The sequence below is a fragment of the Deinococcus sp. HSC-46F16 genome, from assembly GCF_024171495.1.
Classification (GTDB): Bacteria; Deinococcota; Deinococci; order Deinococcales; family Deinococcaceae; genus Deinococcus.
In genome coordinates this window covers 320745-341082 of sequence record NZ_JALJZW010000002.1, presented here as the reverse complement: position 1 = coordinate 341082, position 20338 = coordinate 320745, and the positions used below count along the sequence as shown (strand labels likewise).

21 protein-coding genes are annotated in these 20338 nt (G+C 72.3%); 9 read left to right on the top strand and 12 right to left on the bottom strand.

What is annotated here, in order from left to right:
* Positions 1-103: 103 nt before the first annotated feature.
* Positions 104-718: a uridine kinase gene (gene udk / locus L1280_RS07080; RefSeq protein WP_253581397.1), complete on the bottom strand. Its 615-nt coding sequence runs from the start codon at positions 716-718 to the stop codon at positions 104-106.
* A complete protein-coding gene (locus tag L1280_RS07075; RefSeq protein ID WP_253581396.1) occupies positions 715-1776 on the bottom strand; it encodes a Glu/Leu/Phe/Val dehydrogenase dimerization domain-containing protein in 1062 nt (353 codons plus the stop codon). The genes udk and L1280_RS07075 overlap by 4 nt, the downstream gene beginning before the upstream one ends.
* Before the next feature lie 505 nt (positions 1777-2281).
* On the opposite strand from L1280_RS07075, the gene L1280_RS07070 reads away from it, so the two are divergent.
* From L1280_RS07070 to L1280_RS07055, 4 genes are all read left to right on the top strand, one after another.
* Positions 2282-3742: an E3 binding domain-containing protein gene (locus L1280_RS07070; protein ID WP_253581395.1), complete on the top strand. Its 1461-nt coding sequence runs from the start codon at positions 2282-2284 to the stop codon at positions 3740-3742.
* A 171-nt stretch (positions 3743-3913) separates the two neighbouring features.
* Positions 3914-5128 carry an adenylosuccinate synthase gene (locus tag L1280_RS07065; protein ID WP_253581394.1) on the top strand — a complete coding sequence of 405 codons (1215 nt, stop codon included), beginning with the start codon at positions 3914-3916 and terminating at the stop codon, positions 5126-5128.
* Between the two features lie 156 nt (positions 5129-5284).
* Positions 5285-5842 (top strand): GTP cyclohydrolase I FolE, encoded by a 558-nt coding sequence (folE, locus tag L1280_RS07060; RefSeq protein ID WP_253581508.1) that lies wholly within the window; start codon positions 5285-5287, stop codon positions 5840-5842.
* Between the two features lie 298 nt (positions 5843-6140).
* A complete protein-coding gene (locus L1280_RS07055) occupies positions 6141-8918 on the top strand; it encodes a diguanylate cyclase (protein ID WP_253581393.1) in 2778 nt (925 codons plus the stop codon).
* A gap of 57 nt (positions 8919-8975) precedes the next feature.
* Here L1280_RS07055 and L1280_RS07050 read toward each other — a convergent pair whose 3' ends face one another.
* Positions 8976-10172 (bottom strand): M20 family metallopeptidase, encoded by a 1197-nt coding sequence (locus L1280_RS07050; protein WP_253581392.1) that lies wholly within the window; start codon positions 10170-10172, stop codon positions 8976-8978.
* 87 nt (positions 10173-10259) lie between these two features.
* Between L1280_RS07050 and L1280_RS07045 the strand changes: the two genes are divergently transcribed.
* Positions 10260-10472, top strand: coding sequence for a hypothetical protein (locus L1280_RS07045; protein WP_253581391.1), 213 nt, complete (start codon positions 10260-10262; stop codon positions 10470-10472).
* 56 nt (positions 10473-10528) lie between these two features.
* On the opposite strand, the gene L1280_RS07040 is transcribed toward L1280_RS07045, so the two are convergent.
* Genes L1280_RS07040 through L1280_RS07030 form a run of 3 tightly spaced genes read right to left on the bottom strand, consistent with a single transcriptional unit; the run spans position 10529 to position 13892 of the window.
* Positions 10529-10876, bottom strand: a complete 348-nt coding sequence (locus tag L1280_RS07040; RefSeq protein WP_253581390.1) for a four-helix bundle copper-binding protein — start codon at positions 10874-10876, stop codon at positions 10529-10531.
* A 57-nt stretch (positions 10877-10933) separates the two neighbouring features.
* Positions 10934-11341 carry a hypothetical protein gene (locus tag L1280_RS07035; RefSeq protein ID WP_253581389.1) on the bottom strand — a complete coding sequence of 136 codons (408 nt, stop codon included), beginning with the start codon at positions 11339-11341 and terminating at the stop codon, positions 10934-10936.
* A gap of 37 nt (positions 11342-11378) precedes the next feature.
* Positions 11379-13892, bottom strand: coding sequence for a heavy metal translocating P-type ATPase (locus L1280_RS07030; protein ID WP_253581388.1), 2514 nt, complete (start codon positions 13890-13892; stop codon positions 11379-11381).
* Between the two features lie 141 nt (positions 13893-14033).
* Here L1280_RS07030 and L1280_RS07025 point away from each other — a divergent pair, with 141 nt between their 5' ends.
* From L1280_RS07025 to L1280_RS07015, 3 genes are read left to right on the top strand one after another with little or no spacing between them, the layout of a single operon-like run.
* Entirely contained in the window at positions 14034-14240 is a 207-nt protein-coding gene (locus L1280_RS07025; RefSeq protein WP_253581387.1) for a heavy-metal-associated domain-containing protein, read from the top strand.
* Positions 14237-14788 carry a DUF305 domain-containing protein gene (locus L1280_RS07020; RefSeq protein ID WP_253581386.1) on the top strand — a complete coding sequence of 184 codons (552 nt, stop codon included), beginning with the start codon at positions 14237-14239 and terminating at the stop codon, positions 14786-14788. The genes L1280_RS07025 and L1280_RS07020 overlap by 4 nt, the downstream gene beginning before the upstream one ends.
* Positions 14785-15099, top strand: coding sequence for a metal-sensitive transcriptional regulator (locus tag L1280_RS07015; protein WP_305881871.1), 315 nt, complete (start codon positions 14785-14787; stop codon positions 15097-15099). The genes L1280_RS07020 and L1280_RS07015 overlap by 4 nt, the downstream gene beginning before the upstream one ends.
* A 24-nt stretch (positions 15100-15123) precedes the next feature.
* On the opposite strand, the gene L1280_RS07010 is transcribed toward L1280_RS07015, so the two are convergent.
* Genes L1280_RS07010 through L1280_RS07000 form a run of 3 tightly spaced genes read right to left on the bottom strand, consistent with a single transcriptional unit; the run spans position 15124 to position 17683 of the window.
* Positions 15124-16359 (bottom strand): VWA domain-containing protein, encoded by a 1236-nt coding sequence (locus L1280_RS07010; RefSeq protein ID WP_253581385.1) that lies wholly within the window; start codon positions 16357-16359, stop codon positions 15124-15126.
* Positions 16356-17222, bottom strand: coding sequence for an AAA family ATPase (locus L1280_RS07005; RefSeq protein ID WP_253581384.1), 867 nt, complete (start codon positions 17220-17222; stop codon positions 16356-16358). Before L1280_RS07005 ends, L1280_RS07010 begins: the two co-directional genes overlap by 4 nt.
* Positions 17219-17683, bottom strand: a complete 465-nt coding sequence (locus tag L1280_RS07000; RefSeq protein ID WP_253581383.1) for a carbon monoxide dehydrogenase subunit G — start codon at positions 17681-17683, stop codon at positions 17219-17221. The genes L1280_RS07005 and L1280_RS07000 overlap by 4 nt, the downstream gene beginning before the upstream one ends.
* A 114-nt stretch (positions 17684-17797) precedes the next feature.
* Between L1280_RS07000 and L1280_RS06995 the strand changes: the two genes are divergently transcribed.
* Positions 17798-18439: an NTP transferase domain-containing protein gene (locus L1280_RS06995; RefSeq protein ID WP_253581382.1), complete on the top strand. Its 642-nt coding sequence runs from the start codon at positions 17798-17800 to the stop codon at positions 18437-18439.
* Here L1280_RS06995 and L1280_RS06990 read toward each other — a convergent pair.
* Genes L1280_RS06990 through L1280_RS06980 form a run of 3 tightly spaced genes read right to left on the bottom strand, consistent with a single transcriptional unit; the run spans position 18411 to position 20290 of the window.
* On the bottom strand, positions 18411-19142 hold the full coding sequence (locus L1280_RS06990; RefSeq protein WP_253581381.1) for a CHAD domain-containing protein: 732 nt from the start codon (positions 19140-19142) through the stop codon (positions 18411-18413). The genes L1280_RS06995 and L1280_RS06990 overlap by 29 nt on opposite strands.
* A gap of 37 nt (positions 19143-19179) precedes the next feature.
* On the bottom strand, positions 19180-20013 hold the full coding sequence (locus tag L1280_RS06985) for a metallophosphoesterase (RefSeq protein ID WP_253581380.1): 834 nt from the start codon (positions 20011-20013) through the stop codon (positions 19180-19182).
* A 1-nt stretch (position 20014) separates the two neighbouring features.
* Entirely contained in the window at positions 20015-20290 is a 276-nt protein-coding gene (locus tag L1280_RS06980; protein ID WP_253581379.1) for a hypothetical protein, read from the bottom strand.
* Positions 20291-20338: the final 48 nt, after the last annotated feature.

Below are 20338 nucleotides of genomic sequence, written 5' to 3'. Positions count from 1 at the left end.
TGGGGAGAGGTCCGGGCGTCAGCGTGCCCGCCGGGGCGGGGGGCGTCGTCCGCCGAAAGGGGGAAGGGGGCCGGTGATCCAAGCTGCGACCGGCCACACGCCCTCACACCGTGGTGCGAATCCGCGCCGCGAGCATGTCCAGCGCGGGCTCGTTCATGCCACCGTGGGGGATGATCACGTCGGCGTATCTCTTGGTGGGTTCCACAAAGCTCAGGTGCATGGGCCGCACGAACTCCAGATACTGCGAGATCACGCTCTCGGGAGTGCGCCCGCGCTCCTGCGTGTCGCGCAGCAACCGGCGGATAAAGCGCACGTCGGCGTCGGCGTCCACGAAGACCTTGAGGTGCATCCGCTCCCGCACCTCCTCGTCGTACAGGGCGAAAAAGCCCTCCAGCACGACCACGGGTGCGGGCATCACCCGGCTGGTCTGGGCCGAGCGGGTGTGGCGGGTAAAGTCGTACTCCGGCATCTCGATGGGCACCCCGGCCAGCAGCGCCCCCAGATGCTCGCGCAGCAGCACCCAGTCGAACGCCGCCGGGTGGTCGTAGTTGGTGGTCAGCCGCGCCTCGAAGGGGATGTCGTCCTGCGCCCGGTAATAGTTGTCCTGGTTGAGCACGGCCACGCTGCCCGCGCCTACCGTCTCGATCACCCGGCGGGTCACGGTGGTCTTGCCGCTGCCCGAGCCGCCCGCCACGCCGATGACGAAGGGGGAGGTCATGCGCTCCTCCCGTAGGTCCCCGCCCCGGCCCCCGCACCGAGGCTGCCGATCAGGTCGATGCGGCGCTCGGCCATGCGGCGGGCGATCAGGTGGGGCGGCTTGCCGTACTGCTCGGCGGCGGCAGCGATGCGCGAGACGGTCGCGTACACCCGCTCGGCGGCCTGCTCGGGCGTGAGGGTGGTCGCGGCGGCGATCAGTCCGGCGGCGTTGATGGCAAAGTCGGGCATATACACGATTCCGGCCTCCCGCACGGCGGCCTCGCCCTGCCGGGAGAGGGGATGGTGTTCGCCGCCCGCGATCAGGCGGCACTGCAAGCGGGGCACGTCCGCGCTGCGGATGGAGTGCCCGTAGCCGCACGGCGAGAAGATGTCGCAGGGCACGTCGAACAGCTCGTGGGCGGACACCACCGTCACCCCGTCGAGGTCCTCGGCGAGCGCCTGTGCCCGCTCGGGGCGGGTGTCGGCCAGGGTCAGGCGGGCGCCCTCGCGGTGCAGGTGCGCGGCGAGCGTGCGGCCTACCGCCCCCACCCCCAGGATCGCCACCCGCACCCCGCGCATGCTCTCGGACCCCAGGGCGTGCCGGGCGGCGGCCTTCATGCCCCGGTAGACGCCGTAGCCCGTCACGCTGCTGGTGTCGGTGTTCACGCCCAGGGTGGCGGGCGTCTCCTGCGCGACAAAGGCGATGTCGGTGGGCGTCACGCCGATGTCCTCGGTCAGCACCACCCGCGACTCCAGCGGCCGCACCTGCCGCCCCAGCGCCCGGAAGAGGGCCTCGCGGGCGTGCGGGTCGTCCACGCCCTGCTCGGGCAGCATCAGCACGCACGCGCCGCCGCCGTAGTTCAGGCCCGCCAGCGCCGCCTTGAGGGTCAGGCTCTCGGAGAGGGCCAGCGCCCCGCGCAGCGCCTCGGTCTCGTCGAGGGGCCGCAGCCGCACCCCGGCGATGGCCGGACCCAGCACCGTGGAATGAACCGCCAGCGCCGCTTTCAGCCCGCTGGGCGCATGGTGAAGCAGCGTCAGCGCCTCGTGGCCCCGAGCCTGCATCTCGTCAAATATCTGCATTCGGACTCCTCGCCGCGTCCCCCGCGGCAACCCCCGTAGGGTAGCAAGGCGCGGGGCGGGAAGACGGGCGGGAGGCGTCCCATTCGGGAGAGAGCACGCTGAGCAGGTGAAGCTTCTTCTCCCAGCTTGTGACGCTTGGTGTGGCATAAAGCATTCGACGAAAAAAACTGCTCATCGAGTTGGTCTGGACGCCCCCTCACCTTCTGCTCCGCAAGGCCCTCTCTGCAAGCAGCTCTGCGAGTCCCACGAGGGGAGAGGGTCAGAACAGCACTCATTCTTCTCTAGAAGGCTCAGCGGCTCAGACGGGCTTTTCGCTCCTCCCCCCTTGCGGGGGAGGTTGGGAGGGGGGTGGCGGGCGCAGCTCGCCCTCTTTACCAGACGAGACAACCACCCTGCCCGCCCCCTCTGAAAGAAGCCTGTCAGGGGGCAGGCGTCACCCTGGGACCGTATGCAAGGCAGTGCCAAGCTGGTGCCCGGCCCCCGCGGCACCCGAAGGGGGACATGAATGGAACGGATTGCTCCGCTCGCCAAGATTCTGGCGGAAGCGAACGGCATCGACTGGCAGCATCTCGACGGCAGCGGCGAAGGCGGCATGATCGTTGAGCAGGACATCCTGAACTACCTCACCCGCATCATGAGCGGGGAGGAGGAACCGCCCGCCACGCCCGTCGACGCCCCCCCGCCCGAGTGGACGGGCACCGAACTGCCCCCCGGCGGCGGCCTGCTCGCCCCCGGCATGCCCAGCATGGACATGCTCAGCAGCGCGGGCGTGGATTCGGACCTCGCCGCGCTCGTGGGCCAGCCCGCCCCGGTGCCTCCCATGCCCGCCCCTGAGGCAACCCTGCCCGAGGTGAGCTTGGAAGACGAGGCGATGGAGTTCGAGCTGGAAGACGAGCCGGAGATCGTGGCCCCCACGCCCGAGCCGGTGCCCTTCGCGGCGACGAGCGAGTCGGTGGACGTGCCGCCCGTCACCCCGGCCATCCCTATGCCGAGCCCCAGCGAGCCGCTGCCGACCCCGGCCAGCGAACCCGTCACCCCGGAACCTGCCGTCCCCGCTGCGGCGGCTGCCGCGACCGGCGGCGTGATGGGCGGTCTGGGCGGCCTGCTCTCGCGCCTGTACCAGAAGCCCGGCCAGGACGCGGCTCCCGCTGCCCCCGCGCAGCCCGAGCCCCAGCCGACGGCCCCCGCCTTCACGCCCGCGCCCGCCTCTCCCTTCTCGGCCCCCGTGGCCGAGGCCGCCCCAGCCGAGCCGACCCCGGTGGCCCCCACCTTCACCCCGGCGCCCCAGCCCGAGCTCACCGCCGAGCCCGAGGTCATCCCCGTGCCCGAGGTCGCCGCTCCGGAGGTGGTCGAGGAGGTGGCCGCCGCGCCGCTGCCCGAGTTTGCCCCGGCGCCCGTGCAGCCTGAGCCGACCGAGATCGAGCCTGTCGCGCAGCCCGCGCCCGCCGAGGTCCAGCCCGAGCTTCAGCCCGCGCCCGCCCCCAGCCCCGCCGCGCCCGTCCGCGAGGCCGTGTGGTTCGGTCCCTACCTGCGCCGGGACGGCAACGTGGCCCCCACCCTGGAGCTGTGCCGTCAGCTCGCCGGGGCGCTGGGGCAGGACGTGCCGCTCGCGCTGCTGGTCGCCCGCGCCGCGCAGCGCCACGCCGAGACGCTGGAGCTGGGCACCGTCGCGGTCTACCGGGTGGGTGGCGAACAGGCCCGTCCCGTGCAGGCGGGCAGCCTGCGCGAAGCCCTCGCCGCCCTTGACGGCAACTTCGCCGGAACGCCCGACCTCCTCGTGACCGACGCCGGGGCGCTCGACCTCGACGAGCTGCACCTGCCGCACGCCCTGACCCTCAGCGTGGGCCGCGTGCAGGGGGGCCGCGCCGCCCTGACCCTCAACGGCCCGGTGGACCCCGCCCAGGGCGCCCGCTTCCTGGCGAGCGTGGCGGCGACCCTCGAAGAGCCGATCATCCTGGTGATCTGACCCCCCGCCCGCGTTCCGAAGAAGGCTCCAGCTCCGGCTGGGGCCTTTGTCGTGGGGTTCCCTGGGGTCCTGGCCCCGCCGGGGTACACTGGGGCACGGTGCCACGCGCCGTGCTTTTTTTTGGCCTGGAGCCGGGAGGGAGCAAGTCTGAGCGCGTGGCTGGAGGCTGCAATGCCGGGAATCGCCATCATCGGGGCGCAGTGGGGAGACGAGGGCAAGGGCAAGATCACCGATTTTCTGGCGCCGGAGGCCCGCTACGTGGTGCGCTATCAGGGCGGGGCCAACGCCGGGCACACCGTCACGGCCAGGGGCCAGACTTTCAAGCTCAACCTGCTGCCCAGCGGGGTGCTGCATGAGGGCGTGATCAGCGTGCTGGGCGACGGGATGGTCATCGACCCCGAGAAGTTCCTCGCCGAGCGCCAGAGTCTGCTCGCGGGCGGCCTCTCGCCCGAGCTGCGGATCAGCGACCGCGCCCACCTCGTGCTGCCGCACCACAAGTACGTGGACGGCCGCAAGGATTTCGTGGGGACCACCGGGCGCGGCATTGGCCCCGCCTACGCCGACCGGGCGCGGCGGGTGGGATTGCGCTTCGGGGACCTCGCCGACGAGGGCACGCTCCGCGAGCGCGTCGCCCGGCTGCTGGAGGCCAAACCCAACTCCACCCGTGACGCGGGCTGGGCCACCGTGGAGGACGCGCTGGGCTACCTGCTCCCCATCCGGGACGCCCTGCTCCCCTTTGTCCACGACACCGGCTCGGACCTGCGCCGGGCGATCCGGGAGGGCGAGAACGTGCTGTTCGAGGGCGCCCAGGCCACCCTGCTCGACCTGAACTACGGGACCTACCCCTTCGTCACCAGCAGCCACCCCACCGTGGGCGGCATCCTGGTGGGGGCGGGGGTCAACCACCGGGCCATCGGGCAGGTGTACGGGGTTGCCAAGGCCTTCAACACCCGCGTGGGCCACGGCCCCTTTCCCACCGAGGTCTTCGGGGAGATGGAGCGGCGCCTGCGCGGCGACGGCTCGCAGCCCTGGGACGAGTTCGGCACCACAACGGGCCGCGCCCGCCGGGTGGGCTGGCTGGACCTCGAACTGCTGAAATATGCCGCCGAGGTGAACGGCCTCGACGGGCTGGTCATCAACAAGATGGACATCCTCGCGGGGCTGGAGACGGTCAAGGTCTGCGTCGCCCACGGCACGGAAGGCCAGCCCGTCTACCGCGAACTCCCCGGTTGGACCACCACCGAGGGGGCCACGAGCCGCGACACGCTGCCGAAAGAAGCCCAGGCCTACCTCGACCTGATCGAGGAGACGGTGGGCGTGCCCGTCGTGATCTTCTCGTGCGGCCCCGCCCGCGAGCAGACCTACGGGGCCGTGAGCTGGGGCTGACCGCAGGCCGCATCCCCCACAGTCCCTCCCCGCCCGCCGGACCTAGACTCGGCGCATTCACCCGCGGCGCCCGCGCGGCGCGGAAGAAGGAGCGATCCCACCTTGACCATTCCACCCACCATCAGCGCCGCCGACGAGCGGCTGGAAGTGCCGGGCCTGCGCGACCTGACCCACGGCTGGCTCGCGGCCATTGGGGAAGACCCGGAGCGCGAGGGCCTGCAAAAAACCCCGCAGCGGGTCGCCAAAGCCTGGGCCTTCCTGACCGCCGGGTATGGCCGCACCCTCGCGGACGCCGCCGGGGACGCCGTGTTCGCCGCCGAGGGCAGCGAGATGGTGATCGTCAAGGACATCGAGTTCTATTCGATGTGCGAGCACCACATGCTGCCCTTTTACGGCCGGGCGCACGTCGCCTATATCCCCGACGGGCAGATTCTGGGCCTGAGCAAGTTCGCCCGCATCGTGGACCTGTACGCCCGGCGCCTTCAGGTGCAAGAGCGCCTGACCACCCAGATTGCCGACGCCCTGGGGGAACTGCTCGCCCCGCGTGGGGTGGCCGTGTTGCTCGAAGGCGTTCACCTGTGCATGGCGATGCGCGGGGTGCAGAAGCAGAACTCGTCGACGACCACCAGCGCCATGCGCGGGCTGTTCAAGGACGACGCCCGCACCCGCGCCGAGTTCATGAGCGCGGTGCAGACCTCGCTGCGTGGGCGCTGATACGGACTGCGGTTGAACCGTTGTTGGGGCTGGTCAACCCGGCCCAAGGGAGAAGGAACACCACGGTTGCCGGGAAAGGAGTTCCCCCGTCGGCGCTCTCCCGCTCCGGTCACGGAGTGGACGGCAACCGGATGACCCCCCCCAGAGGGGGGCAGTCCAAAAAGACGAAAAAGTCACGTTCTGGCGCGGAAAAACTGGCATTTCAGCGGAGGCTGCGGCAGAATGGGGCACATGGGGCGGCGGGAGAACAGCTTCCGGCGCCCGCCTTCTTCCTGACGGTCCGGTGGCCCCCCTTGTCATGACTTCCCTGCTGCTCAACTTCTGCCTGCTGATCGCCTGCGCATACGTCCTGAGTCTGACCTACCGCGAGTGGCCGGTGCGCCGCCGACGCGCCGAACACGCGCTGCGGCTGGTGCTGGCGGCGGGCGCGACGTGGCTGCTGGCCCGCAACGGGGCGCCGGTGGGGCCGATGGTGCTGGACCTGGGGCTGGTGCCGGTCGCGCTGGTGACCCTGCGCTACGGCCTGCCCGCCGGGGCGCTGGTCGCCGCTCCCGCGCTGGCGTGGTTGCTGGCCCAGGGGGCGTTTCCGGCGGTCGTGACCGTGAGCGCCCTGAGCGTGGTGGGGTTGAGCGGCCTGGTGCGGCGCTTCCGGCCGCTGCCCATCCCCGCGTGGCGACCACGCGACCTGCTGCTGGCGCCGGTGCCCTTTTTGGGGCTGAGCTGGAGCCTGCTGCTGCACCCGCAGGGACAGGCGATGTTCGGGCCGCTGTACCTGCTGGGCGTGTCGCTCAGCGCCCTGGGCCTGCTCGTCGCGCTGGGCATCTTGCAGTCGCGGCTGCGGCTGCTGCACCTCGCGCACACCCTGCGCACCCAGGCCCACACCGACCCCCTGACCGGGCTGCCCAACCGCCGCCAGTTCGACCGCGACCTCGCCGCGCTGGGCACCGGGGGCCACCTCGCGCTGCTGGACCTCGACCATTTCAAGGCGGTGAACGACCGCTACGGCCACAGCGGCGGCGACCGGGCGCTGCGGCAGGTGGCCGGGCTGCTGCGCGAGTTCGAGGTCGACGGGGTGCGGGCCTACCGGGTGGGGGGCGAGGAATTCGCCCTGCTGGCCGGGGCACCTGACCGGGGATACCTGACCGCGCGGGTCGAAGACCTGCGGGCACACCTGGGCCAGGGAGAAGCGCCCTGGGGTGTCCTGACCCTGTCGGCGGGGCTGGCGACCCGCCTGCTCGCTGAACCCGAGGGCACCCTGCTGCGCCGCGCCGACGAGGCCCTTTACCTCGCCAAGACCAACGGCCGCAACCAGCTTGTGGTCTGGACGCCGCGCCCGCCGCAAGCGCCCCCGGCCGGTCCGGCCCGGCCCGCCGCGCCCCCGGCCCAGCCCCGGCACTCGGTGTGGCAGGGCCTGCGGACCACCGTGGCGCTGCTGGCCGGGCGGCGGACCCTGGGGGACGCCGACTGGGCGGAGGTGCTGACCCTGGCGGTGAACGCGGTGGACGGGGCCGGGTGCGGCACCCTGGACATCCGCGAGGGCCGGGAGTTCCGGGTGGTCGCCGCGCACGGCTACGGCTCCGGGCTGGTCGGCCTGACCCTGAGCGAGGACTCACAGCAGCGCTGGTACGGCGCGTCCCTCGCCGCGTGGCGGGCCGGGGAACCCCGCGTGGTGGGGGGCGAGGCCCTCATCCGGGCCTACGCCGAGTCGGACGCCGAACTCGCCTCGCCGGCAGCCCGGCTGCTCAGCGACGTGGGCCGCCGCCAGGAGGTGCGGGCCAACCTCTGCTTTCCGGTCGTGCTGGAGGGCGAGGTCGTCGCGCACCTCAACCTCGACGCGCTGGCGCCAAACGAGACGTTCGGGCCACGGGCGGTCGAGGACGCGGGGCTCTTCACCCAGCAGATCGCCGCCCTGCTGCACCTTCAGGAGCGCTGGAACGAGCTGACCCGGCTGGTCGAGCTGCACACGTCCCTGAGCGCCGCTCCCGAGGGCGCGCCCCTGGAAGACCACCTGACCTGCGCGGCGCAGGACCTGCTGCGGGCCAGGTACGCCCTGCTGCTGCGCCACGACGCCCCCACCGACACCCTGCGCTCGACCGGTCCTGAACGCCACGTCCCGCCGCTGGGGCCAGTCGTGCTGCGGCGGGGCGAGGGGCTGGCCTGGGCCGCGCTCGCGGCACGCCGGGTGCTGCGGGTGTCCGACGTGCGGCAAGACGCCCGCATCTACCGCCGCGAGCGGCTGGGGGGGAGCGCGATGATGGCGGTCCCGCTGCTGAGCAGCCACGACGAGCCGCTGGGTGCCCTGATCCTGACCCGCGAACCCGAGCGGCCCTTCGGGGAGGCGGATGAACACCTCGCCCTGCTGCTGGGCAGCCTCGCCGCCCGGCTGCTGGAGCGCGACGCGCACTTCGGGGACCTGCGGGCCACCCTGGACGCGGCGCTCGAAACCCTGGGGGTGGCGGTCGAGCTGCGCGACTTCGAAACCCAGGGCCACACCGAGCGGGTCACCCACCTCGCCCTGACCTTCGGGGAGGGGCTGGGGCTGCCCCCGGAGCGGCTGCTGGGCTTGCGGCAGGGGGCGGCGCTGCACGACATCGGCAAGCTGGGGGTGCCCGACGCGGTGCTGCTCAAGCCGGGTCGCCTGACCCCCGAAGAACGCCTGCTGATCGAAACGCACGCCCCACGCGGCGCCGAACTCGCTGCCCGCATCCCCTTCCTGCATCCCGAGGCGCGCGGGGTCATTCGCTCGCATCATGAGCGCTGGGACGGCACCGGCTACCCCGACGGCCTGCGCGGCGAGGGCGTGCCGCTGCTCGCCCGCATTTTCGCCCTGTGCGACGTGTACGACGCCCTGACGAGCGACCGCCCCTACCGCGCGGCCCTGCCCCCCGAAGAGGCCCTCGCCATCCTGGAAGCCGGGCGCGGCACCCAGTTCGATCCTGCGCTCGTAGGCCGCTTCGTGGCCTTGCAGCGGACGGGGAGGTTCGGGCCACCCTGGACGGCGCCCCTGCACACCTCCCGCCACGAGGCGCCCCCACCCCCTCGCCTCCCGGAGCAGCCTGCGGCCGGGGAGGATTAAGCCAGAAATGAACGCGGCGGCCTCCAGCAAAGGAGCCGCCGCATTCGTTGCAGAGGGTCAGTTCCGGCGCTCGGCCCCCGGCTCCCCGGTCAGCCGCAGCGCGGCGGCGTACAGCATCCGCGCTCCGGTCACTAGGCTCTCCTCGTCGATGGTGAAGCGGGGGTGGTGGTGCGGCCAGCGGCTGTCGGCCTCGTCGCTGCCCGAGCCGACGTTGAAGTACGCGCCGGGCGCCTTTTCCAGGTAGGCGCTGAAATCCTCGCCGCCCATCGTGGGCTGCGCGTCCTGGTAGTGCTCTTCCCCCACCGTCTCCAGCGCGATCTCCTTGAGCTGCGCGGCCACCCATTCCGTGTTGATGAGTGGCCGGTAGCCGAACTCGTAGCGGAAGTCGTAGCCCGCCCCGTGCGCTTCCGTCACGCCCTTGACCACCCGCTCGATCAGCTCCGGCGCCCGCTGCCGCAGCTCGGGGTCGAAGGTCCGCACCGTGCCCATCAAGGCTGCCGTGTCGGGAATGACGTTGTGGGTGGTGCCGCTCTGGAAATAGGTGATGGACACGACGAGCGCGTCGAGCGCGGCCACGTGGCGGCTCACGACATGCTGGAGGTTGGTCACGACCTGCGCCCCCACCGCGATGGGGTCGACCGTCTGCTCGGGGTGCGCCCCGTGCCCGCCCTTGCCCTTCACGGTGATGTGGACGGTGTCGGGCGCGGCCATGAACGCCCCCGGCTTGACCACGACCAGCCCCGCCGGAAGCTGGGAGTTGAGGTGCAGGCCCGTCACCACGTCCACGCCGTCCATCAGGCCCGTCTCCATCACGAGTTCCTCGGCGCCGCCCGGCCCGATCTCCTCGGCGTGCTGGAAGATCATGCGGACCTCGCCGGGCACCTCGCCGGGGTTCTCGGAGAGCAGCCGCGCCACGCCCAGCAGGATCGCCGTGTGGCCGTCGTGCCCGCAGGCGTGCATCGCGCCGGGACGCTGCGAGCGGAACTCAAAGGTGTTCTCCTCCTCAATGGGCAGCGCGTCGATATCGGCCCGCAGCAAGAGGGTGCGCCCCGGCTTCCCGCCCCTCAATATCGCCAGCACGCTCGTCGCGGTGGGGCGGGACACAGTCAGGCCGGGCATCTGGCGCAACTCGGCCTCGATGTAGTTGGCGGTGTCGTGCTCGTGAAAGCCGACTTCGGGATTCATGTGCAGGTGCCGCCGCCACGCGACGAGTTGATCCCGCAGGCTCATCACCGGGTCCTGGATTGTGGTCATGCCCCAGTCTAGGGCGCCGGGGGGAGGGTGAAGGCAGGTCAGCCGAACCTCAGCAACTTTTGCGGCCCCCATGCCGTAATGGAAGGCATGAAAGCACGCCGCTCCTCCGGCAAACTCGGCAAGCTGATGGTCTACGCGCCCCTGATTCTGCAGGTCGTCTCGGCCCTGCGCCGCCAGCAGATGGCGAAAAGGGGCAAGTACACCAAGCTCCGCAAGCGCGACCGCGCCCTGGATTTCATGCTCGGACAGGCCGAGCGCAGGCTCGGCGGCAAGAAGACCAAGCGGCGCGGCTGGTTCTGAGCCGCAATAAGAAGCACCCCCAGTCCACTCGGGCGGGGGTGCTTTCCTGTTGAGGGTCAGGCGGCCATCTGACGGCACAGCGCCTCGCAGCGGCGGCAGGCTTCGGCGCACACCCGGCAGTGCTCGTGGTGCCCGGCGTGGCGCTCGCATTCCCCGGCGCAGCGGGCGCAGGCTTCGGCGCATGTCCGGCAGGCGTCGGGGTGCAGGTCGCTCGCCCGCATCAGCAGCCGGGCCGTAAGGGCGCAGGCGTCGGCGCAGTCGCGGTCGCGGCGGATGCACTCGGCCAGCATCGTCACGTCCGGCTCGGCCAGGCACGCCTCGGCGCACATCTCGCAGGCCCGTAGGCAGGCGAGGCAGGCGTCGAGGCACTCCTGCATCTGGTGCACGTTCAGGGACTGGGTCATGGTGGGCCTCCTGCCCCCACCGTACCCGCCCCCCTGAGCAGGACGTGGGAGAAGCCTTCAGACCGGGCGCAGGGCCTCGGCCAGCCGGGTCAGCACCTCCTCGCCGCGCTCGTAGCCAGGGCGCACGAAGACCATCGCCATGGTGGCCCAGTCCTGCACCGCCGCGATCTCCTGCCCGCCGCCTTCCAGCTTGAGGTGGGGATACGCCCCGTACTCGACGAAGCAGCCGAACTCGGCCGCCACGTCCTCCAGCGCCCGCGTGTTCGCCTCGTCCCAGCGGATCAGGTAGGGGAGCAGGAAGGCGGGTTTGCCACAGCTTCCGCCCAGGCCGACGAGCGGCATCCCGGCCACCTGCGGCACCTCGTCGCGCAGCCGGGCGCGGTCCAGAAAGGCGGCCCGGTCGCGCACCTGCGCCGGGGAGGTTTTGAGACTGGCCACGTAAGGCCCCACGTTCAGCTTCGCCATGGACCGAGGCTAGCCGAACGTGGGGCGGGGGAGAGGGTCAGGCCGTGATGGGCTGCAGGTCCGGCGTCCCCTGCGGCGGCGGAGGAGCCAGCGGGGGCCGGAAGCCCCGCAGCCGCAGCGCGTTGGTCAAGACGAAGACGCTGCTCAGGCCCATCGCGGCAGCGGCCAGCACGGGCGAGAGGGTGATGCCCCAGCGTGAGAGGACGCCCGCCGCCACCGGAATCAACAGCACGTTGTACGCGAAGGCCCAGAAGAGGTTCACCCGGATATTCCGCAGCGTGGCCCGCGAGAGTGCGACCGCGTTGGGCACCCCGCGCAGGTCGCCCGACATCAGGATCACGTCGGCGGTCTCCACGGCCACGTCCGTCCCGGTGCCGATGGCGACGCCCACGTCTGCCCGCGCGAGGGCGGGGGCATCGTTGATGCCGTCCCCGACGAAGGCGACGGTGCGCCCTTCCGCTTGCAGTTCCGCGACCGCGTCCGCCTTGCCCTCGGGCAGCACCTCGGCCAGCACGCGGGTCACGCCGACCTCGCGGGCGACGGCCTCGGCGGTGGCGCGGGTGTCGCCGGTGACCATGGCGACCTCGGCTCCCTGCGCCTGCATCGTGCGGATGGCCTCGGCGCTGCCCTCGCGCACCGGGTCGGCCACGCCGATTAGCCCGGCGAGCACGCCGTCCACTGCCACGAAGACGGGGGTGCGGCCCCGTTCTGCCAGCGTTTGCGCCTGCGCTCCCAACTCGCCCAAATCCAGCCCCAGCCGCGCCATGTACCGCGCCGCGCCGACCTCCACCCGGCGGCTCTCCACCGTGGCCCGCAGGCCGTAGCCGGGGACCGCCTCGAAGTCCGTCGCGGTCGGAATGTTTAGCCCGCGTTCCTTCGCCGCCCGCTCAATCGCCCGCGCCAGCGGATGCTCGGAGGAGCTTTCGGCCGCCGCCGCCAGCCGCAGCAACTCGTCCTCGCGGATCGCGGACCGCTGACCGCTGACCGCTTCCGTGACCTCCGGCGCTCCCCGCGTCACTGTTCCCGTCTTGTCCAGGGCGACCACCCCGGCGCGGCCCAGACCCTCCAGCGCGGCCCCGGTGCGGAACAGCACGCCCATCTGCGCGGCCTTGCCGCTGCCCACCATGATGCTCACCGGGGTGGCGAGGCCCATCGCGCAGGGGCAGGCGATGATCAGCACGGCGACCGTATGCACCAGCGCGTTCGCCAGCGCTCCTTCCCCCCCGATCAGCATCCAGGTCAGGAAGGTCAGGGCGGCGATCACCAGCACGACTGGGACGAAGATGGCGACGACCCGGTCCGCCAGGCCCTGGATGGGCGGGCGGCTCGCCTGCGCCCCCTCCACCAGCCGGATGATGCGCGACAGGGCGGTGTCGGCCCCCACCCCGGTCGCCCGGAAGGTCAAGGCCCCGTTGCCGTTCACCGTGCCGCCCGTGACCTTCGCGCCGGGCATCTTCTCGACGGGTACGGGTTCGCCGGTCAGCATGGACTCGTCCACGTAGGAGCGGCCCTCGACGACCTCGCCGTCCACCGGCAGCCGTTCGCCCGAGCGCACCAGCACGAGGTCGCCCATCCGCACGTCGTCCGCCGCGACCTCCAGCACCTCGCCGCCGCGCTGCACCCGCGCCGTGTTCGGCTGCAGGGCCAGCAGGGTCCGCATCGCCTCGCTGCTTCTGCCCTTGGCGATCGCCTCAAACAGCTTGCCCAGCAGGATCAGGGTGATCACCACCGCCGACGCCTCGAAATAGACGTGGGCGCTGCCGGGCGGGAAGAGGCCGGGGGCGACGGTCGCCAGCACCGAGTAGGCGAAGGCGGCGGTCGTGCCCAGCATGACCAGGGTGTTCATATCGGGCGAGCGGTGCCGCAGCGCGGCCCAGCCCGTGCGGTAGAAGCGCAGGCCGGGGCCGAACTGCACGGGGGCGGCGAGCAGCAGCATGATCCAGTTCAGCGTCCGCTCGCCCACCGCTCCCAGCAGCCAGTGGTGCAGCGGGTCGTACAGCATGGGCACCATCGCGATCAGAAAGAGCGGAATGCTGAAGGCTGCCGCGAAGGTCACGTCCCGCCGCAGCGCCGCGATCTCGGCGGCCTTGCGCTTGCGGTCGGCGTCCAGCCGCGACTGGGCCTGGCTCGCCTCGTCGGGCACGTCGTACCCCGCCCCGCGCACCGCGTCCCGCAGGGCGGCGGGCGTGGTCGCGGCGGGCAGGTAGGTCACGGTGGCCCGCTCGGTGGCGAGGTTGACCGAGGCGTTCAGCACGCCCTCCGCCCTGCCCAGCGCCCGCTCGACCCGGCCCACGCAGGCCGCGCAGGTCATCCCCTCCACCGGGAAGGAGAGTTCGGCGGTGCGGGCCTCGTAGCCCACGTCCTGCACTTTCTGAACCAGCGCCGCCGCGTCCGTCCGTGCGGGGTCGAAGGTCACGGTGGCCCGCTCGGTGGCAAGGTTCACGACCGCGTTCTCCACGCCGTCCACCCTTTTCAATCCGCGTTCGACTCGTCCCACGCAGGCGGCGCAGGTCATCCCGCCGATGTCGAGGTCGAGGGTCTTGGTGTTCATGGGGTCAGTCTATCCCCCTGGGGAGGGTTGGGCAAGTCATGACTTTGAGCATCGGCTGTTGGCTCTCCCCCAATGCGCTTCGCTGACTACGGACAATAGCGAATCCTTGACACCCTCCCCCCCTGGGTCTATCCTGACCGCATGACCACTGAACTGACCATCTCGGGAATGAGCTGCGGGCACTGCGTGAAGGCCGTCGAGGGGGCACTGAAGGGCGTTCCCGGCGTGCAGGACGTGCAGGTGGACCTGCCCACGGGCAAGGCCACCGTGCAGGGCGAGGCCGAGCAGGGTGCCCTGATCGCGGCCGTGACCGAGGAAGGCTACGGCGCCACGGTCGCCGGGCAGTGAAGCAGGTGCTGCTGGGGCTGGCGCTCGCGGGAACCGGGAGTGCGGGCGCTCAGACGCATGGGCACGCGGGGCACGGCGGGGCCATGACGATGGAGGCGATGAACGCGCAGATGCTGGCCGAACTGCGTCCCCTGAAGGGCCGGGCCTTTGACGTGCGCTTCTCGCAGCTCATGATGGACCACCACCAGATGGCCGTGGACATGGCGCGGGCCGCCCTGCGCTCGGGCCGGGACGCCCGCGTGCGGGGGGCCGCCCGTGAGGTGATGGCCGCGCAGGCAAAGGAACTGGCGCAGATGGGCGCCTGGGTCAAAGCCTGGACGGGCAAGGCTTACCGCTCCGCTTCTGCGGCCATGAACGTGCCCTCCTCCGGCACCGACCGCTGGTTCCTGACCGAGATGATTCCCCACCACCAGGGCGCGGTGGACATGGCGCGGCTGGTCCCGGCCCGCACCCAGAACGCCGCCGTGCGGAAGCTGGCCGGGGAGATCATCCGCAGCCAGTCCGCCGAGATCAACAGGTACCGCGCGTGGCTGAGGGTCGTGAAATGACCCAGGCCGACCCCACCGCTCACTGTCACCCCGAGAACAAGCTCTGTATGCCCGAAGATGCCCGCCGCCGCGCGGCCCGGCGCCTGAGCATCGCGCGGGGGCATCTGGACTCCATCGTGCGCATGCTCGACGAGCCGGACGTGTACTGCGTGGACGTGCTGCGCCAGATCAAGGCGGTGCAGGGCGCCCTCTCCGGCGCGGGCGAGGTGGTGCTGCGCGGGCACCTCGAAGCGCACGTCGCCACCGCCCACGAGCGCGGCGACACGCTGGAGATGGTGGAGGAGTTGATGGAGGCGCTGAAGTACCGGTAGGGGCCAGCTTCCAGCCTCCAGCGGTCAGTCCCCAGCGGCTGGCCGTTTCTGCTGTCGCAACCGGCCCGGCAGCGCGTGAAGGTCGCGCAGATTGGCGGCGGGCAGGAAGGCGTCGAGGTGCGGAAGGGCCGCCGCCACCCCCCGCTGCACCGGCTGGTAGCCGGGGAGAGAGGCCAGCGGCGAGAGCCACACCAGCATCCCCGCGCGGGCGCGAAGGTCACGCAGGGCACGGGTCAGCGTGTCCGGCTCGCCCGTGTCCAGCCCGTCGCTGAGAATCAGCACCACCGTGTCGCGGGTGACCCGCCCCCGTTCCTCCCGCGCCAGCCGCAGCAGATTGTCCCCGATGCGGGTGCCGCCGCCCCACGCCCCGCCGAGGTCGGGCAGGGTGAGCGTCACTCCCGGCACCGCCCGGCGCAGGTGGGGGGTCAGGCGGGTGAGGTCGGTGGAAAAGGCGTAGACCTCCACCCGCCGGGAGCGCAGGTGCAGCGCGTGGGCAAAGCGCAGCAGCCGCGCCGCGTGAGCTCCCATGCTGCGGCTGCCGTCGAGCACCAGCAGGAAGCGGGGGGCACGGCGGGGCCGCCCCAGCCAGCGCAACCGGGCCGGGTCGCCCGCCGTCCGCGCCGCCGCCCGCAGGGTGCGCCGGGCATCGAGCCGGGGGCCACGGGGCCGGGACACCAGCCGTCGCCCGCGTCCCAATTCCACCGCCCGCACCAGCGCCCCCGCCGCCCGCAGCATCCCCGCGAGATCATCCTCCGGGGTGGTCACGCCGTCCCCCGCGCCCGCGTTCGGACTGCGGCGGGCGTGCAGCAGCGGGGCGGGAGTGTCCGGCTCGCCCTTTGCCTCGCGTTCCGGGTCGGGACGGGTGGGGGTGGGCGCGGCGGCGTCGTCTTCGGCGGTGGCAGCTCGGCCCGCCTCAGTGGGTTTGGGCGGCCCCTCATCTCCCGTCTGACCTGCCGGAGCTGGGGGTGGAGGCGGCAGCGGGGCCTCGGTCTGCGCAAGCAGGGGCGGGAGGTGCGGCGGTTCGGGGGCCTCGCCCCTCCGGAAGAAGGTGTCGAAGACCGCGTCGAACACGCGCCCCTCCTCCCGGCTGGCGGTCAGCACGGCCCGCAGGGCGTCCCGCACCTCGCGGCGACGCCCCAGATGGACGACCTCCAACGCTGCGAGGGCCGCCGCAGTCTCGCCCGGTCCCAGCCGGAACCCGTGGGCCGAACGCAGGTGGCCGCACAGGGCCGCCACGCGCGAGGGGAGATCGGCAGTCACGGCCGGGCGATCTTCTCCAGCACCGGGCGGGCCAGCAGTTGGTCCTCGCGCAGTTTCAGCACCGCGCCCAGGGTCAGCTCCAGCGCCTCCGCGTCGAGGTGGTCACGGTGCAGAGCCACGAGCGCCGCCGCCCAGTCCAGCGTCTCGGCCACGCCGGGGGGCTTGCCCAGCGGCAGCTCGCGCAGGGCGTGGACGGCCCTCGTCACCTGTCCCGCCAGCGCCCCGTCGATGCCCGGCAGCCGCGCCCGCACGATCTCCAGCTCCTCGGCACGGCTGGGGTAGTCCACCCACAGGTAGAGGCAGCGCCGCCGCAGCGCGTCGCTGAGTTCGCGGGCGCGGTTGCTGGTCAGCAGGACGTGGGGGCGGGCGGTCGCCGTCAGGGTGCCCAGTTCCGGCACCGTGACCTGCCACTCGGCGAGCAGTTCGAGTAGGAAGGCTTCAAAGGCGTCGTCCGCCCGGTCCACCTCGTCGATCAGGAGGACCGGGGGCGCGGACTGCCGAATCGCTTCGAGCAGGGGCCGCTGCATCAGGAACTCGGGGCCGTACAGGTCGGCGTCGCGGACGGGTCGCCCCCCTGCCTCCGCCGCCCGCAGGTGCAGCAGTTGGCGGGCGTAGTTCCACTCGTAGAGGGCCGATTGCGCGTCCAGCCCCTCGTAGCACTGAAGGCGAATTAGGCGGGTGCCCAGCGCCGCCGCGAGGGTCTTGGCGGCCTCCGTCTTGCCGACGCCCGCTGGCCCTTCCAGCAGGAGCGGTTTGCCCAGCGCCACGACCAGCCGCAGGGCCGTCGCCAGGGCGCCCCCCGCCACGTAGCCCCGCTCGCGGAAGGCGGCGCGGAGGTCGGGGGGTTCGGGGGGCGCGGTCACGCCAGGGTTCCGGCGTTAGCGCCGACCTGGGCGCTCATGTTCTGGAAGGTCTTCTCGATCAACTTCTGCGCCTGCGCGTCCAGCACCCGCCCCCCCACGGTCGCCACCGGGCCGCGCATGGTCGCGTCGCCGGTCCAGTCCAGCGTGGTCGTCCCGTTCCCGTTGTCCACGATGTTCGCTCCCGCCGTCAGGTCCACCATGCTGCCCAGGCCGCCGCCTTGCACCTTCACGTTCACCCGGTTGGCGGCCTCATCAGGCAAGACCTCGATCTTGAACTTGAACTTGCCGCGCACCATGCCCACGCCGACCTGCACAGTCGCGTCCATATGGGTCTGGTCGTGGACCACGACTTCCTGCACGTCGGGCAGGCAGCGGGCCACCCGTTCGGGGTCCTGAACAAAAGCCCAGACCGCCGCCGGGGGCGCTTGCACGTGTTCCTGGCCGCTGTAGCTCAGTTTCATGGGGTCACCTCGGGGGACATCACCTCGGGAAGGGGGCGGGTTGTGGGTCCCCCCATTGTGCCCCAGGGTGGGGAGCGTGAGTGCAGGTCAGAGGTTTTCTCCTACACTCCCCCCATGCCCCCCACTTCCCCCCGTCCTGTTTGGGGCATCCTCCTCGCCGCTGGACGGGGCCGCCGGATGGGTCGGCCCAAGCCGCTGGTGCTGCTGGGTGGGCGCCCCTTGATCGCGTACGCGGCCGCGTCGCTCGCGGCGGGAGGGTACGGCGGCCTGCTCGCGGCCGTGCCCCCCGGCGAGGTGGGGGAGGGGGTGCGGGCGGCACTCTCGGAGTGGCCCTTCATGGTGGTCGAGAATCCGCAGCCGGAACGGGGACTGCTCTCCTCCTTCCGGGTCGCGCTGGGGGCGCTCCCGGAGGGGGTGAGTGCGGCGGCCTTCGCGTTGGCGGATATGCCGCTGGTGACGGCAGACACGCACCGGGCACTCGTCTCGGCGTTCCGGGAGACGGGGGCGCCCCTCGTGCTGGCCCGCTATGGGGAGGAGGCCGTCCACGCCCCGCCCCACCTCCTCCGGGCCGACCTCTGGCCGGAGGTGCTCGCCCTGCCGGACGCCGACCACGGCCCCCGCTCGGTGCTGCGGGCACATGCGGCGGGGGCCGTGGATGTGGACGTTTCCGCTGGTCAACTCCTCGACGTGGACACGCCGGAGGCTCTGGCCCAGGCCGAGGCCCGGTTCAGTCCTCCCCCGCGTCCCCCACGCTGAGCAAACGGGCCAGCTCCGGGAACAGTTCACGCACCCGCCCCTGGGCTTTGTTACGGGCCACTTCCTCCCGCGCGATCAGGCGGGCACGCTCGTAGCGCAAGAGGTCGGGGTCGCCGTGCAGGATGCCCAGCACGACCTCGGCGTCCTGAAAGCGACCCAGGGCTTCGAGCGTGTCGGTCAGCACCGGGGGCACCTCGCCCAGCAGCGCGAGCGTGTAACGGTAGCGCTTAAGGCGTTTGCGCCAGTCGTGCCACTGCTCGGCGTCGTGGGTGGCGAGCGCGGCTTCCCCGGCGGCCAGCAGCCGCTTGCCGTCCCTGCGAATCAGGCGGCGGGCGCGGTCCTTCCAGCCCCGCCTCAGCTTGAAGGCGGGAGGAGGCTCCGGCCACTCAGTCGCCGCCAATCGCGCCGCGCGGCGCTCGGCCCAGGTGCGGTCGAAGTAGGCGAGGGTGTCGCCCGGCACGTCCAGTTCGGTCAGCGCCTGACGCAGATGGTCCCCGGCCACGTCGTGGTCGCGCAGCGGGGCGGCGGCGCGGCGCAGGTCGCGCCAGGCCCGCTCGGTCTTCCCCCCGGCGTCGGCGACCCGCAGCTCGGCCTGGGCGCGGCGGGTGAGCTTGCGGGCGCGGTGGACGGCCTCGGGGTCCCCGGCGGTCAGGGCGTCCCACAGCGGGCGCAGCCGTCCGGCGGCCTCGCTGCGGCGGCTCACCAGGTCCCCCAGGGAGTGGACAAACGCAGGTGTCGGTTCATGGGTGACCTCCGGTCCGGGCGGCGAGCCCCACGGGGAGCGCCTCCCCGAAGGTGGGATAGCGGCGGGCGGCGGCGGGGTCGCCCCGGCCTTCCAGCACGGTGACGGGGGGCGGGGCCGCCACGTCCTCCGGCCCCCGCACGGTCAGCAGCGCGACCCGGCCTGTCTCATAGGCCCCCAGGTCGAGGTAGACGTGCCGCGCCAGCCGGGTGGGCGCCCGCACCGGGGTGTGCCCGTGGACGCTGTAGGTGACTCCCGGCGGCAGCGGAAACGGCCCCTCGAAGGGCCGCAGCCACAGTGCCGCCGACTCGGGGCTGGGGTACTGGCGGTGCTGAACGGGCGGGCTGGCGTGGGCGACGAGCACGCTGGGTTCAGCGGGCACCGCGCGGTGCACCTCCCCATCCCCGGTCACATACACCACCCGCGTCAGGGTATCGAGGTACTCGGCCAGCCCGGTCGGAAAGGTCTCCAGCGTCAGCGCCCCCACCTCGCGGCGCACGCTCTCGCCGCCGTTGCCTATCCACCAGCGAAAGCCCTCCAGCGCCCGGCGATAGTCGGCGGGGTCCTGCGAGGTCAGGTAGGCGCGGTACCACTGCAAGCCCTCCTGCGCCATGCGCTCGTGGTTGCCCATCAGGAGGGTGGCCCGGCCCGCCCGCGCGAGGTCCAGCAGTGTCCCCGCGCAGGCCACGCTCTGCGGCCCCCGGTCGATGGCGTCGCCCAGGCTCAGGAAGTGGACTTGCGGCCCCCACTCGCGCCCGGCGTACTCCAGCGCCCCCTCCAGCAGGTCCAGCCGCCCGTGCAGGTCGGGCAGGATGACGACGGGCCGGGTCATCTCAGCCGTCTCCCGGCTCATCCGCGAAGTCGAGCAGCGTTTGCTTGGAGCGTTCGCGCAGCTCGCGGGCGCCGGTGGGGTCGGGGATAAAAGTGAGGTGCCCGGCCTCCCCGCCCACCCGGTACGCCGCGCCGTCGGCCACGCCGGGGAGCCACTCGGCGGGGAGGGCGTAGGTGCGGCCCCGGCTGTCTTCCACCTCGGCGAGGCCCGCGTCCTCGTCGAGCACGTCCACCACCAGCAGGTCGGCCCAGGCGTCAGGGGAGGAGGAGGGGGTCATGGGGCGAGTGTAGCGCCCCCTCCATCTTTTGACGGGTGCCCCTCTCAC

What these genes read in the sequence shown, in the direction of transcription:
- udk (WP_253581397.1), bottom strand. Translation starts at nt 718, where the DNA reads ATGACCTCCCCCTTCGTCATCGGCGTGGCGGGCGGCTCGGGCAGCGGC.
- L1280_RS07075 (WP_253581396.1), bottom strand. Translation starts at nt 1,776, where the DNA reads ATGCAGATATTTGACGAGATGCAGGCTCGGGGCCACGAGGCGCTGACG.
- L1280_RS07070 (WP_253581395.1), top strand. Translation starts at nt 2,282, where the DNA reads ATGGAACGGATTGCTCCGCTCGCCAAGATTCTGGCGGAAGCGAACGGC.
- L1280_RS07065 (WP_253581394.1), top strand. Translation starts at nt 3,914, where the DNA reads ATGCCGGGAATCGCCATCATCGGGGCGCAGTGGGGAGACGAGGGCAAG.
- L1280_RS07055 (WP_253581393.1), top strand. Translation starts at nt 6,141, where the DNA reads ATGACTTCCCTGCTGCTCAACTTCTGCCTGCTGATCGCCTGCGCATAC.
- L1280_RS07050 (WP_253581392.1), bottom strand. Translation starts at nt 10,172, where the DNA reads ATGACCACAATCCAGGACCCGGTGATGAGCCTGCGGGATCAACTCGTC.
- L1280_RS07045 (WP_253581391.1), top strand. Translation starts at nt 10,260, where the DNA reads ATGAAAGCACGCCGCTCCTCCGGCAAACTCGGCAAGCTGATGGTCTAC.
- L1280_RS07040 (WP_253581390.1), bottom strand. Translation starts at nt 10,876, where the DNA reads ATGACCCAGTCCCTGAACGTGCACCAGATGCAGGAGTGCCTCGACGCC.
- L1280_RS07035 (WP_253581389.1), bottom strand. Translation starts at nt 11,341, where the DNA reads ATGGCGAAGCTGAACGTGGGGCCTTACGTGGCCAGTCTCAAAACCTCC.
- L1280_RS07030 (WP_253581388.1), bottom strand. Translation starts at nt 13,892, where the DNA reads ATGAACACCAAGACCCTCGACCTCGACATCGGCGGGATGACCTGCGCC.
- L1280_RS07025 (WP_253581387.1), top strand. Translation starts at nt 14,034, where the DNA reads ATGACCACTGAACTGACCATCTCGGGAATGAGCTGCGGGCACTGCGTG.
- L1280_RS07015 (WP_305881871.1), top strand. Translation starts at nt 14,785, where the DNA reads ATGACCCAGGCCGACCCCACCGCTCACTGTCACCCCGAGAACAAGCTC.
- L1280_RS07000 (WP_253581383.1), bottom strand. Translation starts at nt 17,683, where the DNA reads ATGAAACTGAGCTACAGCGGCCAGGAACACGTGCAAGCGCCCCCGGCG.
- L1280_RS06995 (WP_253581382.1), top strand. Translation starts at nt 17,798, where the DNA reads ATGCCCCCCACTTCCCCCCGTCCTGTTTGGGGCATCCTCCTCGCCGCT.
- L1280_RS06985 (WP_253581380.1), bottom strand. Translation starts at nt 20,013, where the DNA reads ATGACCCGGCCCGTCGTCATCCTGCCCGACCTGCACGGGCGGCTGGAC.
- L1280_RS06980 (WP_253581379.1), bottom strand. Translation starts at nt 20,290, where the DNA reads ATGACCCCCTCCTCCTCCCCTGACGCCTGGGCCGACCTGCTGGTGGTG.